A 15,391-nucleotide genomic window follows, 5' to 3' on the forward strand; every position below is an offset into this window, starting at 1 on the left:
CTTGGCTCAACCGCTTCCGGCATCTGCTGATTCGCTGGGCCAAAAAACCGGAGAACTACTTGGCCATGCTCCACTTTGCCTGTGCGCGCATTACGTGGTACAATTGTCTTTTTGGCTGACCCTCATTCCCTATTCGGATAGACTCTAAGCACCGGGGCGGCCAGGTGGCGGTAGCCCGGGCCGGGGTTCAGGGCCGGGCTGAGGTAGCGCTGCACCGTAGCCGGGCCGTTTACCTGCCCGTTGGTATTCACTACCAGGGCCGTGAGCGTATCCGAGGACAGCAGCGTGAGGGCGCGGCCGTTCAGGGTTAGGTTGCCGGTGGTCAGGCGCAGCTCCCGCCCCACGCTCAGGGGTTGGGTGAGGGTGAGGCCGGCGGCGTTGCCAACTTCTAGGTTGCGGACCTGGGCGGGCAGGCCGGAGCCGGTGGTTTGGGCCTGCGTACCCGCGTAGCGGTAGGTGGCCGTCGGACTGAACGTGCGGCTGCCCGCCAACTGCACGGCCCCCGTGGCCCCGCTGCTGCTGATGCCGGCTGCGTCGCAAATGCTGAGCGTGCCACCGGCCGCCAGCACGAAGCTGCCCGCGCCCGTCACGGGTTGGCAGTTGGTAACCAGCGAACCGCCCGCCTGCACGGTGAGGGTACCAGCTACTTGCAGCGCCGCGCCCAGGGTAGCCGCGCCGGTGCCGGTAATGGTCACGTTGTTATAAGAGCCGCTGATGGTCTGCGCCGTGCTCACTATCAGGTTGGTGAGGGTGGTGTCCGCCGTAACCTGCACAGCGCGCGAGGTGGCCGTGCAGCCGCTGCCGTAGCTGGCCGTGGCCGAGTAGCTGCCTGCTTGGTCCACCGTGATGCTGGCCCCCGTCTGGCCGTTGCTCCAGGCGTAGGTAGCGCCCGCAATAGGTGTGGCCGTATCGTTGAGGCTGCCGTCCGGATTCAGCCGGGCTATGCGGGTGGCCGGGCTGCCGTTGTAGCTGGTGAACGTGCCTGTTGCCAGGAGTTTGCCATCTGCCTGTAAGGTCAGGGCGCGGACGTTGCTGTTGAACCCAGCTCCCGTGGCAAAGCCGTTATCCAGGGTGCCATCCGGGTTTAGCCGGGCCAGCCGGCCGCGGGCGGTACCGGCGTAGCTGGTAAAGAGCCCGCCCAGGACCAGTTTACCATCGGCCTGCACCTGCACGGCGGCCACGCTGAAATTAGGGCCGCCCGTCGGGAAGCCGGCATCCAGGGAGCCATCGGCATTGCGCCGCTCCAGGTAGCGGGCGGTAGTAAATGGGCCTACGTTGAAGCTGCCCCCGAGCAGGAATTTGCCATCCGCTTGCAGGGCCAGTGCCTGCACATTGGCGTCGACGTTGCTGGACAGTACGGGTTGAAAGCTGCCGTCCGTCGTGCCATCGGCGTTGAAGCGCCGCACCACGGCCCCCGATTGCGGGCCGCCATTCATCACCCGGAAAGAGCCCCCGAGCAGAATTTTACCATTGGGCTGTACCACCACCACATTGGCCCCGTCGGTGAAGGAGGTAGGGGTAGGCGCGAAACCGGCATCCAAAGAGCCATCGGCATTCAGGCGTGCCACGTTGACGCGGGCTGTGCCGTTGTAATTACTAAAGGCCCCCGCTACCAGTACTTTGCCGTCGGGTTGCAGGGCCATATCGGTGATGCCCGGCCCGATGTCGAACGGGCCACTCGAAATCGTACCGCTGATGCCGGTACCGGTTTCCCGGAACGTGGCATCCAGCGAGCCATCGGCGTTCAGGCGGGCCACCAGCTTGCGGGCCGTGCCGTTGTAGCTGGTAAACGCGCCGGCCACCAGAATTTTGCCGTCGGGCTGGAGCAGAATGGTCCGGACGGAGCCGTTGAGGCCGGTACCCGGCTGGGTGAAAGAAGCGTCGATGGTACCATCCGGGTTCAGTCGTACCAGGTTGTTGGTGGGCGTGCCGTTGTAGGTGGTCGTGCCGGCCGCCAGAATTTTGCCGTCGGGCTGCACGGCCGTAACGGCAGCGGTGCTATTGAATCCGGTGCCCGTATTGAAAGCAGGCTCCAGGGCCTGGGCCGTGAGCGTGACGCTGCCGCCACCGGACAGGCGCACCGGCCCGGCGGGCGTTACGGTTACCTGCGCTGTGCAGGCCGGGGCCGGGGCCGGCACGCTCACCGTGAAAACGGTGCTGCTGCTGCCCGTGCCGCCGGGCGTGGTTACGCTGATAGTGCCGGAGCTGGCCCCGGTGGGGATGCTTACCGTAATCTGGGTATCGGAATCAATTACGAAGCCCGGAGCTGCCGTGCCATTGACGGCTACGGCCGTGGCGCCGGTGAAGCCCGTGCCGGTGAGGATGACGCTGGTGCCGACCGGGCCGCTGCTGGGCGTGAAGGAACTGATAGCAGGGGCGCTAGCCGTAACGGTGAAGGGCGCGGCACTGAAGGCAGTAGTGCCCCCGTTGTTTACCCCAACCGGTCCTGTAGTGGCGCTGGCAGGCACAACCGCCGTAATCTGGGTGGCCGAGTTTACCACAAAGCTAGCCGTACTGGTGCTCTGGTTGAAGGTAACCCGACTTACATTGACGAAGTTGGCTCCGGTGATGATGACGGAAGTGCCCACCGGGCCGCTGGCTGGTGCCAAGGAGTATACTACCGCGTTGGCCACCACCGCGAAGCTCACCCCATTGCTGGTGCCATCGGGCGTAGTTACGCTCACGGACCCGGTTTGCGCGCCGGCCGGTACTGTAATGCCCGAAATCTGCGTGCCGTCGGCATTTACGGTGAAGCCCGAAGCCACGGTATTGTTGCTCGTTCCGGCGAAGGTGATGACAGTGGTGCCGGTCAGGTTGGTGCCGGTTAGCAGCAGGCTGCTGCCTGCGGTGCCGCTGGCCGGGCTGATGCCCGCCAGGGTGGGCACGAACTGGGGCGTGAGGGCAAGCGTGCCGGTGCCGGTTGTAGCCAGGGCGTAGCTGGGCGTGCTGCCGCCAGCCAGGGCGGTGGGCTGCACGTAACTGGAGCCGCCGCCGCCGCCGCCGGGCATATTGAACATATTGTTGGCGAAACCGCCACTCGCGCCGCCGCCGCCGCCAAAATAGCCGCCGCCGCCGCCGTGCCCGCCAACCGGACCCGCCCCGCCGGCTCCGCCCGCGCCTGCCGTGCCGGAATTGCCCGCCGAGAAGGAGAACGAAGCGGGAAAGCCGCCGCTCCCGCCGCCAGTGGTAGTACCGGCTTTGCCGCCGGCGTTACCGCCTGTTCCATCTTCGCCGGCGTTGGTGCCGGGAGCTCCGGCCCCGCCCGCTACCAGCAGCCGCTGGCTGTTGGTGCTCATCAGGGTGCCGCCGCCCAACGGGGCCGTGCTGCTGGCCCCCGCTATGCGCCGCAGGTCAGTCGCTCCGCTGCCGCCGTTGCCAGCAATTTGGCTGGCCGTAGTAGGGCCGCCACTGCCTCCGCCGTTATAGCCCCCCAACCCGGGAGTATAAGGTGCCGAGCCAAAGGCCTGTTCGCCTGGCCCCCCCACTACTACTGTCAGCACTTCGCCGGGGGTAACTGTGAGCACGGCCGAAACCAGAGCGGGCCGGCTGCTCGCAGGACCCGTCATGAAGCCCGCACCCTGCGCCACTACCCGCAGGCGCGTGGCCCCGGCTGGTACGGTATACGTCTGGGGTGCCCCGGTAAGACTGTAGGTGGCTGTTTGGGCCTGAGCCGTACTCAGGCCAACGGTCAGGCACAGACCAAGTAGCCAGCCATTGGCCCGGCTCCGGGAGCCGGGAGGTAGTAAAGGAGGACGCATAGAAAAAAAGAAAATTGGTGAAGAGTTCTGGCTATCAGGCAAACGCCGCCGCAACCGGCGCGCACAAACTGCCACCGGATCAGGGGGCGGCATACGTTGTTCTGACTGGGTATACTCCCGGGAGAAGCCCGTATAAAAACACGGGGCAATCAACCCGGCTCTGCGGACAGAACAAGGCCTGGCAAGCACTAACGACGGGGCTTTTCTGCTACCGGCCGGCGCGGGTCCGGCCAGCGGATACCTGCCTCATGCCCGGGGCAGAGTAGCCAGCGAAACGCGGCCGGTGCATGCACTAAGTCAGGCCCAGCCGCGCCGGAGAAGGGAGCAGTAGGAGTCTGGCATGGTGCAGCAGTGTAGCGTTGACAAAGAACAAGCTCCCCCAAAGTTCTTCGGCTCTGGTGCTCTACACAATACCTACTAGTGGGTATTTTTTGCTTTGAATCGGCTCAAACACCTGGGTAAACCGGCCCGGCAGCCGCCACTCCTGCCGGTGGGCGCGCCAAAACCTGGTTTTCGGTTGGCCCTTCGCGGCGAGCAGGAGCCGGTGAGAGTGCCCGGGCAGGCAGGATGGCTGGCGTAATTGGCGCCGCCCGGCGGCTTCCGACCAGCCGGTTTCCCAGCCGGGCATAGTATGTTGCATCTTGCGCAGTTGCATCTTGTTTTGCAACCGCGTAACATGCAACATACTATGCCCGGCTGTATCCGCCCCCTGAGCTATGCGCAAATTCTCCCGCCACCGCGCTCCTTCGCCCCATTTATCCCTGCTACAAGCCATTCAGGCCCACCTGGGCCTCACCCAAGCCCAGGTGGCCGACTTGTTAGACGTGTCGCGGGCCACGCTCAGTCAGGATGGCCGCCTGACGGATACGGGGATGGTTCGGCGTGTGCCCTCGGCCGCTATGCTGCGGCTGCTGGCCTTGCAACAACTGCTACCCGCGCCCCACGGGCCGGCCCCGCTGCCCCCGCCGCGGCCCCCGGCCCCGCTACTGGCCGAGGAGCGGGAAACGCTGGAACTACGGCGCCAGAAAATCGACCTCGAAAAATACCCGCTCGAAAAGGCGCTGGCCCGCTGCCAGACGCGCCTGGCCCAGGCCCAACTGCGGCAGCAGGCCCTGCCCGCCCTGCAAGCCGCGCTCGGCCCCGACGACGAGCAGCTCGGCTTGCTACTGGACATGCTCATTCGGAGAGCCGACTTCACCCTCGACGCCGACGACAGCACCCGGCAGCTGCTGGAACTGCGGCTGCGGGTACTGGCCTTCGAAGCGGCGGAAATAGCACGGCTGCTGGCAGACTAAGGCCGGCCGCACTGGCGGCGGAAAACGAGTAGCTGGGCCGCTACCAGCGCCAGTAATATTCCGGCTTCCGGCAGCAACCGGGCGTAGTAAACTGCGCCGCCAATGAGGCCACCCACTCCCAGCAGCACGAGCGAAACCGTGGCGTACCGTCGCCACTGCGAGCCGGGCCGGGCAAACCCGAGGGCCAGGTGCGTGGGCAGCAACCATAGCAGCTGGTAATTGGCCTGAGTGGGCGTGTGCAGGGAAAAGCAGCTCAGCCCAAGCAATATGCCGCCCACCAACCCAACCACGACGAACAGGCCACCGCGCAGGAGGCGGCCGGGCCAGGCGTAGCGCGCGGGCAGCTGATGCGCCAGCAGCAGGAGCAGGCCCAGGGCCAGAAAGAAAATTGCGGGGGAGGGAAAGCCGGCCGGGGCGGCAGTGGTTGGCGGAGCAGCCACGAAGAGCAGCCGGGTCTGGGCCACGAGGGGCTGCTGCCGGCGCGTGGTGTGGGCCAGGGCCGCTGCCAGCTCCGTGGGCAGAAAGAGCCGCTGCCGGAAGGTGGTGGGCTGGTCGGCGGGCCAGCCCAGGCCCAGGTTCATACCCAGCTTCATCCAGGGTGCCGGGGCCAGGTAAGGAGCCAGCAGCTGCCGGTAAGTGGCCGCGGGCGCGGCGTAGGCCGAATCTACGCGGACCGGCGCGGCCAGGCTGGTACTGATCAGGTCGAAGAGGCGGGTGGTGCAGTTGTCGGCAAAGAACTGGTAGCGGTAGAACCGGGCCGGCGAATGCAGCGTCGCGGCCAGTTGCTGGCCGATGCGTTGGGCTTCGGCCGGGCTCAGGGCCAGCACCTGCTCCGACAGGGTGCGGTTGTCCTGGGCATAGGCTAACCGGAACCGCTCGAAGGAGGTAACCGACAGGAAGTAGCGTAAGTCGCCGTGCAGAAACCGCCAGTAAAAGTGGGGCGTCCGGAAATCGAAAGTACCGAAGTTGTAGACCCGGTCGAGGCCCCGGCCCGGATCGGTAACGCGCAGGGCCGAGTGGCCAAACAGCGCGTAGGTTTCGGGGCCGGGCGCGCACGTGAGCAGGCTGATGCGGGTGGTGGCTGCTGACGCCAGTGGGGCGGCAGCGCAGGGCGCCAGCCCCGCCAGCCACCAGAGGAAAAGTGCCAGTAAAAAACGGATACGCATAGCGGGCATAATCGGCGGGCGGGGGGAGCCGGGGCAGGACGGCCCCTGACGCGCGGGTTGCTTCCCCAGCGCCGCAAGGTAGAGCACGCTTGGGAAGGCCGCTGCCGGCCGCTGGAGCCCACGGTAGCGCGCGGCTGCTGGCAACGGGGCGTCGGGGAATATCGCCTATATTGACCATCGTGCATACCTGCCGTTCTGTTCTCCGTTTCCCCACCCACCCCATGCCCACACCTGCTACCGATGAAGCGCTTATCGCGCGCAAAATAGCCGAAATAGCCGCCACGGCCGACCAGTATCCCGCCGTCGTTATCATCCACCACGTGCCTACGCAAACGGTCCGCTATATGTCGGAGTGGGGCCTGCAACTGCTGGGGGCCACGCTGGCCGAGCTGAGGGCGCTGGGACCGGCCTTCTCCACGGCCTACTTCAACCCCGTCGAATCGGCGGACTACACGGCCCGGGCCTTTCAGCTGATGGGTGAAAAGGGCGGGTTCGAAGTAGCGACCTTCTACCAGGAAGTACGCACGACTGAGCGCCCGGGCTGGAGCCTGTACCTGACCTCGCTGCGCCAGCTGCTGGTAGACCATGAGGGCAATCTGCTGCTGCTCATGGCCCTGGCCGTTCCCCTGCACCCCGACAACCACTTCGCCACCAAAGTGCAGCGACTCCTGGAGGAAAACCAGTTTCTGCGCCAGCACGCGGCCTTATTTGCCACGCTTTCCAAGCGCGAGCGGGACATTCTGCGGCTGCTGGCCTTGGGGAAAAGTGCCCCTGAAATAGCGGAGGAGCTGTGCATTTCGGAGCATACGGCCTCCACCCACCGCCGCAACCTGCGCCAGAAGCTGGGGGCCAGCTCCACGTTCGAGCTGGGCCAGTATGCCCGGGCGTTTGATCTGATTTAAAGTAGAGGCACAGAACCGCCGGTCCCGGCCATCGGCCACCGTTTCAGCAGCGGCCGGGGAGCCGCCGTCCGAAGTCGGGGATACCGCTCTAGGCAGCAGCGGCCGCCACCAGTTGGCAACGGCCGCTGCTGCCTAGAGCGGTATCCCCGACTTCGGGCGCTTAGGGCTTGCGCCCGCCAGTAGGCACCGGTGGTTGCTGGGCTGGTGTTTGTTGGGCCGGTGGTTGTTGGGCAGGGGGCGCGGTGGGTGCCGGGGCGGGCTCCGAGGCTGGCGGTACGGGCGCAACGGTAGCGGGCTGCCCGGTAGGGGAGGTGGTGGAGTCTGTGGGCGGGGCGAGGGATTCGGTGGGGGAGGCCAGCGAATCGGGGGCCGGGGAGGTGGGGAGCAGGTGGAGCGAGTCGGCGGGAAGCAGGTGGAGCGAGTCGGCCGGCGCGGTAAGCTGCTCCAGCACGGGGCAGCCCTTGTTGCCAGCGGGGCCGGCTTCGGTGGGGCAGGCGTCTTCCGTGTCGCGCACGCCGTCGCCGTCCTGGTCGGGGCAGCCCTGGCACTCCCATGGACCTTTGAGTTTGGGGCACTTGTCCAGCTTGTTGCTCACCTGATCCTTGTCGCGGTCCTTGATGCGTTTTTTGTTCAGCGTGAAGCCCAGGCCCAGGTACAAATCGGCCCCGGTGGTGGTGGTGAGCCCGAACAGCCCGCCCAAATTATCGGAGCCCACCAGCAGCGAGCCCATGCGGAGCATGGCCCCCAGCTGAAGCTGGCGGTAGCGGTTGGCCAGCACAATGGGCAGAGCTATTTCGGCGTACCCGAACTCGACGCGCGGAGTAAGGGCCAGGCTGCTCACGGTGCGCTGACCCACGGAGGTTTCGGGGCGCAGGCTCTGGGTCCAGAGCAGGCCGGCAAAAATGTGGTTTACTATCCGGTAGTCGGCGCTGAGCCGAAACGTGGTGGGCAGGCCGCTGGTAAAGCGGCGGCTTTGTTCGGTAAGGCCCACCAGGCGTTGCAGGGTAGGGGCCAGATCGTCCGGGGAGTCGATGCGGATGGTATCGAGCTGACCGATGCGCACCGTGCCGGGGTTGGCGATGCGGGCCTGGCGCACGTACCGCTCCTGCTGGTAGCGCACGGCCCCCACGTCGAGCAGAGCCAGGCCCAGGCGCAGGCGGTACTTGTTGCGGGTGGGGTCGGTCCAGGTGCGGCCATCCATGCGGTACTCGTACTGCTCGTAGTCGGGCCGCCATTCGTAGGTGGCGCCCACATCAAGGCCCAGGCCCCGGCCCAGGCGCTGGCCGCCGTAGAGCGTGCCGACGGAGAAGCCGGCCTGGTCGTAGAAATCGGGGTTGGTGAAGGCGTAGTCGAGCTTCGTGTTTTGCAGCTGAATGCTATCGGAGCCGTACAGCTCGTAGCTCGTGCCCTCGTTGCGCAGGTAGCCGCCGCCCAGCCCCACCAGGTACTTCACCGTAACGCCGCCCTTCCAGAAGTGCTCCTGGTTGGGCGTAAACGTGCGGGCATACGTGAGGGCGAATTCGTGGTAGGCTCCGCCCGAAAGCGTGAAGCTGTTGGATTTGGCCAGCCGGTCGGCCAGGCCCAGGCTGTCGGCGTCGTCGAGGCCGTAGCGGGCCAGGCGGGCCAGGTTGTTGCTCACGTTGGTAACCTGGGCGAAGGCCCGCACCCGGTTGGTAAAGGCAATGCCCTGCTTGTCGCCCAGGGCCAGCGTGAACGAGGGCAGGCGCAGCTCGCCGGTGATGCTGGCCGCGTGGGGGCCGCTGCCCCCCTGCTCGGTAAAGTAGTCGGACCGCAATTCCTGGTTGCCGTTGATGTATTCGCGGGGTTTGGCGGGCAGGGCCAGTTGCAGGTAGGTGTTGTAGAAGTTGGCGCTGCCCGCCGCCAGGTTGAGCTGGAAAGCCTGCCGCGAGTCGGCCAGCGATGCCGGGTTGATGTACAGGTTGTGGGTGCCACCGTAGTTGCTGTGAGCCAGGCCCGTCCAGCTCTGGGCCCGGCCGGAGCCGGCCGCCAGCAGCAGCAGTAGAAAGGTAAAAAGAGGGCGCATAGGGAAAACCAAAAAAGGCGTGAGAAACCAAATCCTCCGCCAGCCGGCGGAGGATCTGAGAGCAGAGTAAAATCAGAGCGGAAGAAAAGAGGCGTTGGGAGCTAGTAAATGGCCAGCTGGCCGGTGGCCGTGCCCACGCGCACCCGGTAGAGGCCGGCGGGCAGGCCGGCTACTTCCAGTAGCAGGCGGCTAGCGCGGGCCGGGGCCACCTGCTGGCGTACCGCGCGGCCCAGGGCATCGAGCACGAGCACGGGTTGGGCCGTGGGCAGCGGCGCGGCAAAAGTGAGCCAGGTGGCGGCCGCCGTGGGGTTAGGCGCCAGGAAAAACCCGGCGGCCGGGGCGGCGGCGGCCGTACTGGTAACCGGAGCCGCCAGCACGGCCCCAATCCCGAATATCCCAAAATCACGCGGGGCCACGTCGGCGAAAGCCCCTTTCAGCAAGTCGCCCCGGTCGTAAAACGCGCCCGTCCGCACCGGGTCCTCGCCCAGCAGGCCCACCGGATAATGGGCCACGGTACTGGCCCGTTGGGCAATGCCCACCAGAAAATCGGCGGCGGCCAGCGGGACGGGGGTTGTAAAGGGCAGCGTGACCACGGTGCCCAGGTCGGCGGCCTTCACCACATAATCGGGGGTGAAGCCCAGCAGGGTGCCGCCCGGCGTGAGGGCCACCCCATAAATGACCTGGCCGGTCGAGTTGCTGGCCATTGGCACAAAATCCGTGACGGCCGTCAGCACCGTGGCCCGGGCGTTGGGGTATTTCACGGCCGTGATGCCCGCCCGGGTATCGAAGCCATAAAAAGAGGGCGTGAGGCCGGAGCCGGCCAGGGGCGGGAAGTAACTGAGGGTGCCGGCAGTCAGGGTTTGGGTTTCCGTGGCCCGGTCGGAGTGGGGGAAGGCGTCGGCGGGCACCGTGACGGTGATGGTATTGGTGCCGGGGGCGGGGGCGGCCACGTAGGCGGTAAAGCTGAGGGTGGTGTCGCGGCCGGCCGGCAGCCCATCAATAAGCTGGCTGGCGGAGAAGGTGTTGGCCCCGCTCACGCTGAGCTGGACCGGCCAGTTGAACAGGGCCTGGGTGCCGGCGTTGTAAATATTGGCCCGCACTACGTGGGCCGTGCCGCCCGGCAGCTGGCCCAGGGTGTACACGGCCCGCACGGCGGCATCCTGGGCGGCGCTGGCCCGGAAGCGGTAGGTGCGGCCCGGGTCGGGCAACACGCCGCTGCGCACATTAAAGGGCACCGCAACGGGCACGGCCCGGGTATAGAACAAGGCGCTGGCCCAGGGCGTGGTGGAGGCTTTGTTGGGCATCAGCAAGGTCCCGGACGGCTGCCCCGGCCCTTTGATGCCAACGGCCACGGCCCGGAAGGCATCGGGGCCGCTGCCGGCCGTGCCCGGGCCGTACACAAAGTCGATCTGGCCACTGGTTTCGTAGAGCTTCACCTGAAAGGAGAAGCTCTCGTACTGCGTGCCGAGGAGCGTTGCGTTCGACGCACTAACCGCCCGGGGCTTGTCGCGCACGTTTTTCCACTGAATGGTACATACCCGGTTGGGGGCCGTGCCGGTGGTGGCAACCCGGTACTCGGTGCCCCCGCCGGTAGCGGCCTGCAAATCGGTGGCGAAAGGAGCCAGGATGTTGCTGTCGCGGGCATCGGTGCTGGTCAGCGGGCCGCTGGGTACTGTCGTGTTCTGGGCGTAGTCCAGCACCAGGGCCGGGCTCGATGGCGCCCCGCTGCCGAGCCGCAGAAACCCGTTGGTGTTGAGCACGAACGTGGTAAACGGGGTGGCCGTACCCGCGAAGGCAAAATTGAACCCGATGGCCTGCGGGGCCGAATTGGCGTCGTCGAGGTTGGCGGTCGTGATAACGGTGCCCGTGGTGGTCAGGTCCTGGTAGGTGGCGGCCAGGTTTTGCACGTTGCCGGCGTAGTAGCTGAGCTGCTGGCCCAGAACCGGCCCGGCTCCCAGGGCCAGGCCTGCGGCCAGCAGGTACCGGTGCGAACGGCGGTACCGGCTAACCCGGCGGCCAAAAGGGGAGGTGTGTGTCATGGGACAATTTTTACTATGTGATTTTTACAATCCTCTATTGCAAAAATCACATAGTAAAGCTGCTTCTACAATACCTACTTATGGGTATATTTCCCTGTTTCCAACTTCCTTCCGTCAACTGCGATAGGTGAGTGGAATATAACAGGACTTACGCACTGGGGTGACTGCCGGATCCCCAGCGGGGCGGTATAATTCGGTGAACGACTGATGCCGCCCCGCTGGGGATCCGGCAGGCTAACGCACTAATTGCTAAAAACATAGCGCCCCTCCGGGGCTCAACAACTACCCCGGTGCGTAAGTCCTATATAATTTGAATCTGGCCGATCAGGACAACCGTTCCTCCGCGACCTGGGTTAGCTACTTCTTCGCCTGATGAAAGCGGCCCGTAACAACCAGCAGATGACAAGGTCTGCGTCCGATGCTGGCGGGCAGTCAGCATGCGCTTACCACCAGAAAAAAACTCCGCCCTACCAAGTTCAGGGTTGGCCGAATCGGCGGCCAACCCTGAACTTGGTAGGGCGGAAGTCTGGAAAATGGCTGGTAGTGAAGTAGGCCGCCGGCGTATGCCGGCTGCCTACTCTGCTACCACTAGCTGGGCGCGGCTCAGGCCGGCCTGCACCTGGTAAAGGCCCGGGGCAAGCCCGGCCGTGGACAGGCTGATTTGCTGGTGGCCGGCCGCCAGAGTGCTCTCGCGCACGGTGCGGCCCAGGGCGTCGCGCAGGATTATGGGCTGGGCCGCCGTTGCAGCGGCCGGCAGGCGTAGCGTAACGGCAGCACCCGCGGAGCTGGGGTTAGGATACAGGGCCAGTGGCGTCATGCCGGCTGGCCGGCGCTGCGCCGTAACCACCCCGGCACTGGTCAGGCGGCCCACAATAGCATCACCCCCTTCCGAACCGGTCAGCACCGTGGAGCCAAACGTTACGGAGTTGCGGTTGTTGAGGCCCCCTACGGCCAGCAGGTTGCCGGCCCCGTCCAGCGCAACCTCGCTCAGGTAACTGCCTTGCCCGGAGTTGGTGCCCACCGGATTCAGAAGCGCGTACTGCCACTGTCCGGTGGCGTTGAAGCGAGCTGCAAAATTACGCCGGGAGGAACTCGTAAGCGTTTGACTGCCAAAAGAAAATGTGTCGTCAGAATCCAGCAGGCCCACTATCACGGCGTTGCCGGCCGCGTCGACGGCCAGTTCCCGGGTTTCGCCTAGTGAATTAGGGTCCTTTCGGCCGATAACGCCAACGGTGCCCCATTGCCCGGCGGCCGAGAGCCGGGCCACGAAGGCTTCGGTGTTCGCCGGCAGGGTGGTAGTGCCCAACTGAGAGCCGGCGTCTCCGGTGCCCAGCGTCCAGAGGCTACCATCCGGTGCATAACGGACATTGTAGTAGCCCAGCGTGGAGCTGGCCGATTGCGCTACCCATTGCCACTGGCCGGCCGGGCTGAGTTGGGCTACTACTATCTTAGGCGGGGTGCCGCTGGCGGCAGTTAGCGTGGTTGAGCCCAGCGTAACGGCTCCTTGATCCAGGTACAACACGGCGGCCACCTGGCCCTGAGGCCCCACGCCAGCACTTACGATGCCGAATTCGGTGCTGCTGGTGCCCGTTGTTGCCACGCTGACAACATTTTGCCACTGCCCGGCCGGAGTAAGGTGGGCCACGAACAGGCCGCCAGTGGGGGCGTTGGCCAGGGCCGTGGTGCCGAGCGCGGCCGACTGCCCGTTATAATAACCCGTCACTACCAGCGTACCAGTAGCTGCGTCCCAGGCAATACCGGTCAGCTGGATAAACGAATCTGAGCCCGCCCCGGGCTTTAGGCCCAGCGCTATCATCTGGGCCTGGCCGCTGGCATTAAGCCGGGTTACATAGAAGGCTTCACTGGCTGCCACGGCCTGGGTCAGGGTGCCCACAGTAAGAGCGAAGCTGCTGGTGGCGGCCGAGATATTGGCGGCCGCGTACACCTCGCCGGCCGGCGTGGCCGCAATATGGCGTACGGAGCGGCCGTCGCCGGTATCACTTACCCGCGTGGCCCACTGCCACTGCTGGCTCGCCGAAAGCTTGGCAATGAACCCACAGCCGTTGCTATTGCCCTGGCTGGAGAGGGTGGTAGCGCCGAATGTGCGGGTAGCGGGTTTGCCCGTGCCTGGTCGGTGGAGAGGCTGCCGCCCACGTAGGCGTTGCCGGCCGCGTCGGCGGCAATGGTGCGCCCGAAAGCACGGGTATCATCGGTGGGCGTAGGGTTGAGGGTTTGGGCCGCCCCGTTCCAGGCGGGCGTCGTTTGGGCGTGGGCGGTTGGCAAAACCAGGGCCAATACCAGCCCAAGCAGCGGGTAGAATTTTTGCATCATTGGGGGAAATGGTGAGGAAGTAGAATCCTGCAAAGGTGACTTCTGTACCTTCTCTCGGCAATACCTAGAAATAGGTATATTAGATCCCCCAAATGGCTCCATTGGCTTGGGCGAAGTCTCGCGTACTATTCGGGGAGGATAGTGGAGGGTAGTGCCGTTGTTTTTTTCTCATTTGCCACTCATGGATTCCAACATTCCCTCCACACTTAAATTTGTGCGCGATACCTGGGGCCAGATACACGGCCCCGAACAGGTGGTGATGCGCGAGCAAACCATACAGGAAGCAGCCCGTCAGTTTGGGCGGCAGGTATTGAAGACGCAGTTTTTACTGCTTTACAAAGTTCCCGACCTAGAGGCACTCTACTGTAGCCCCGGCGTTGAAACGCTGCTGGGCTGCTCACCTGCCGAGTTCAGCTTCGAGTGGCTCTACACCCGCGTACACCCCGACGATGCAACTCTGGTAGCCGAAGCCACAGCGCTATCGGCCCGCTTTGCTGACTATCTGCGCCACGACGTAGAAGGGCACGTATTTACGGTGGATTACCGCCTGCTACACTGCAACGGCCGGTGGGTGCGGGTATTACGCCAGAACTTCATCGTGCAGTTAAACGAAACCGGGCAGGTGGTCTTGTGCGGCAGCATTTACACTGATATCACGCACCATAAGCTCACCAACGACGTGCGTTTTCTCTTCTCACATCCTTCTTTTTCGGCCTGGGTACTCAATCAGTTGCAACCTTCTAAGAAAGAGCGGCTGAGTGTCCGTGAACAAGAAATTCTTAGTTTAACCTTACAAGGGAATAATTCACAGCAGATTGCTGACCGGCTGTACCTGAGCCTGCACACTGTGAATACGCACCGGCGTAACATCAACCGGAAACTGGGTACTCGCGACCTGAGTTATTTGCTCAGTCACCTAGACGGCTGAGTCGGAATTTGGGGCAACTCCGGCAGTGCGGCCCGCAGTGTACGCCTCAAAATCAAGCAATAGGGCGTTAAACGCGTCGGGGTTTTCCAAAAACGGCATGTGTCCCGCTTGCGGCACCGTGTGCACCGCCCTGCCCCAACGCGTAGGTACGGTCAGAGTGTCGAAATACGCGAGTACGGGTAGCGTTTCTTCGGCCCCAACAACAAAGGCCAATGGCACCGGCGTGGCAGCTACCTGGGCCGGCTCATCGGTATAGTCGCCCGCGGCAATACTGGCTGCCAGGGCCACGCGCACGCGCCCATCGGTACGGGTAATAGCTTGGCACAGTAGCTTTATCTCGTCAACTGGAGCATTAGGGCGCAGGCAGTAACGGGCTAGGGCCTCTGCTTGTGCGGAACTGAGTTCCGAGGCATAAAGCAGAGAACTGGTTTCGTCAAAATGAAAGGCAGCGGCCAACTGGCTGGGATTACCAAATAAAGGCGAGCTTAGTAGCATGGCCCCACGCAGGTGAGGTAAAGTCGGCAGCGCCTCGGCAAGTAGATGCCCGGCGTAGGAGTGCGCCACTACCAAGGATTCGGTGCAGTACAGGGCTTTCATGGCGGCCGTAAGCACGGCTACGGTGGAGGGGAGCGAATACCAAGCGGGTGCATCGGGCGAACGACCGTGGCCAGGTAGTTCAACTGCCACCAAACGGAAGCGTTGTAACTCCGGAGCCGCAAATTGCCGCTGAAATGTGGCGGCCGACATAGAATTGCCGTGCAAAAAAAGGAGGGCCGGGCCGGTAGCAGTCCCACCTTCATAAGCCGCCAGGGTCAGGTCGAAACCGAGTAATACAAGCGGGAAAGAGCGCATAGAAAGCAGGGTTGTCTGGCTAAGATAAAGCACGGGAAGGGCTGAATCCAAAGTAAAAAGTTGTGGTAGTAACCAA

Annotated in this window: 10 protein-coding genes and 1 pseudogene; 4 read left to right on the forward strand and 7 right to left on the reverse strand. The window is 64.5% G+C overall.

Annotation, left to right across the window (positions count from 1 at the left end; translation table 11 throughout):
• Positions 1–119: pseudogene (locus D0T11_RS19340) on the forward strand (IS5/IS1182 family transposase); the annotation flags it as partial.
• Between the two features lie 3 nt (positions 120–122).
• Here D0T11_RS19340 and D0T11_RS19345 read toward each other — a convergent pair.
• Complete coding sequence (locus D0T11_RS19345) at positions 123–3,758, reverse strand: beta strand repeat-containing protein (RefSeq protein ID WP_182888502.1); 3,636 nt, start codon at positions 3,756–3,758, stop codon at positions 123–125.
• A 716-nt stretch (positions 3,759–4,474) separates the two neighbouring features.
• Here D0T11_RS19345 and D0T11_RS22690 point away from each other — a divergent pair.
• Positions 4,475–5,053, forward strand: coding sequence for an antitoxin Xre-like helix-turn-helix domain-containing protein (locus D0T11_RS22690; protein WP_182888503.1), 579 nt, complete (start codon positions 4,475–4,477; stop codon positions 5,051–5,053).
• On the opposite strand, the gene D0T11_RS19360 is transcribed toward D0T11_RS22690, so the two are convergent.
• Positions 5,050–6,219, reverse strand: coding sequence for a lipoprotein N-acyltransferase Lnb domain-containing protein (locus tag D0T11_RS19360; protein ID WP_182888504.1), 1,170 nt, complete (start codon positions 6,217–6,219; stop codon positions 5,050–5,052). The two genes, D0T11_RS22690 and D0T11_RS19360, sit on opposite strands and share 4 nt — an antisense overlap.
• A gap of 221 nt (positions 6,220–6,440) precedes the next feature.
• On the opposite strand from D0T11_RS19360, the gene D0T11_RS19365 reads away from it, so the two are divergent.
• Positions 6,441–7,121, forward strand: coding sequence for a response regulator transcription factor (locus D0T11_RS19365; RefSeq protein ID WP_119657465.1), 681 nt, complete (start codon positions 6,441–6,443; stop codon positions 7,119–7,121).
• 160 nt (positions 7,122–7,281) lie between these two features.
• Here D0T11_RS19365 and D0T11_RS22970 read toward each other — a convergent pair whose 3' ends face one another.
• The 4 genes from D0T11_RS22970 to D0T11_RS22230 all read right to left on the reverse strand — a co-directional run bounded on the left by D0T11_RS22970 (position 7,282) and on the right by D0T11_RS22230 (position 13,535).
• Positions 7,282–9,165: a DUF5723 family protein gene (locus D0T11_RS22970; RefSeq protein WP_220473753.1), complete on the reverse strand. Its 1,884-nt coding sequence runs from the start codon at positions 9,163–9,165 to the stop codon at positions 7,282–7,284.
• Positions 9,166–9,266: 101 nt separating this feature from the next.
• Positions 9,267–11,204 (reverse strand): CARDB domain-containing protein, encoded by a 1,938-nt coding sequence (locus D0T11_RS19375; protein WP_119657466.1) that lies wholly within the window; start codon positions 11,202–11,204, stop codon positions 9,267–9,269.
• Positions 11,205–11,778: 574 nt separating this feature from the next.
• A complete protein-coding gene (locus D0T11_RS19380) occupies positions 11,779–13,149 on the reverse strand; it encodes a T9SS type A sorting domain-containing protein (RefSeq protein ID WP_119657467.1) in 1,371 nt (456 codons plus the stop codon).
• Between the two features lie 56 nt (positions 13,150–13,205).
• The gene (locus tag D0T11_RS22230; protein WP_182888505.1) at positions 13,206–13,535 is read right to left on the reverse strand and encodes a hypothetical protein; all 330 of its coding nucleotides are present in this window, start codon (positions 13,533–13,535) and stop codon (positions 13,206–13,208) included.
• A gap of 181 nt (positions 13,536–13,716) precedes the next feature.
• Between D0T11_RS22230 and D0T11_RS19385 the strand changes: the two genes are divergently transcribed.
• On the forward strand, positions 13,717–14,463 hold the full coding sequence (locus tag D0T11_RS19385; RefSeq protein WP_119657468.1) for a LuxR C-terminal-related transcriptional regulator: 747 nt from the start codon (positions 13,717–13,719) through the stop codon (positions 14,461–14,463).
• Here D0T11_RS19385 and D0T11_RS19390 read toward each other — a convergent pair.
• On the reverse strand, positions 14,452–15,366 hold the full coding sequence (locus D0T11_RS19390; protein ID WP_119657469.1) for an alpha/beta fold hydrolase: 915 nt from the start codon (positions 15,364–15,366) through the stop codon (positions 14,452–14,454). The two genes, D0T11_RS19385 and D0T11_RS19390, sit on opposite strands and share 12 nt — an antisense overlap.
• Positions 15,367–15,391: the final 25 nt, after the last annotated feature.

It is taken from the genome of Hymenobacter rubripertinctus (assembly GCF_003583925.1).
Classification (GTDB): domain Bacteria; phylum Bacteroidota; class Bacteroidia; order Cytophagales; family Hymenobacteraceae; genus Hymenobacter; species Hymenobacter rubripertinctus.

Excerpts from the sequence above, each read along its gene's own strand:
- D0T11_RS19345 (WP_182888502.1), bottom strand. The coding sequence starts at position 3,758 with ATGCGTCCTCCTTTACTACCTCCCGGCTCCCGGAGCCGGGCCAATGGC.
- D0T11_RS22690 (WP_182888503.1), top strand. The coding sequence starts at position 4,475 with ATGCGCAAATTCTCCCGCCACCGCGCTCCTTCGCCCCATTTATCCCTG.
- D0T11_RS19360 (WP_182888504.1), bottom strand. The coding sequence starts at position 6,219 with ATGCGTATCCGTTTTTTACTGGCACTTTTCCTCTGGTGGCTGGCGGGG.
- D0T11_RS19365 (WP_119657465.1), top strand. The coding sequence starts at position 6,441 with ATGCCCACACCTGCTACCGATGAAGCGCTTATCGCGCGCAAAATAGCC.
- D0T11_RS22970 (WP_220473753.1), bottom strand. The coding sequence starts at position 9,165 with ATGCGCCCTCTTTTTACCTTTCTACTGCTGCTGCTGGCGGCCGGCTCC.
- D0T11_RS19375 (WP_119657466.1), bottom strand. The coding sequence starts at position 11,204 with ATGACACACACCTCCCCTTTTGGCCGCCGGGTTAGCCGGTACCGCCGT.
- D0T11_RS22230 (WP_182888505.1), bottom strand. The coding sequence starts at position 13,535 with ATGATGCAAAAATTCTACCCGCTGCTTGGGCTGGTATTGGCCCTGGTT.
- D0T11_RS19385 (WP_119657468.1), top strand. The coding sequence starts at position 13,717 with ATGGATTCCAACATTCCCTCCACACTTAAATTTGTGCGCGATACCTGG.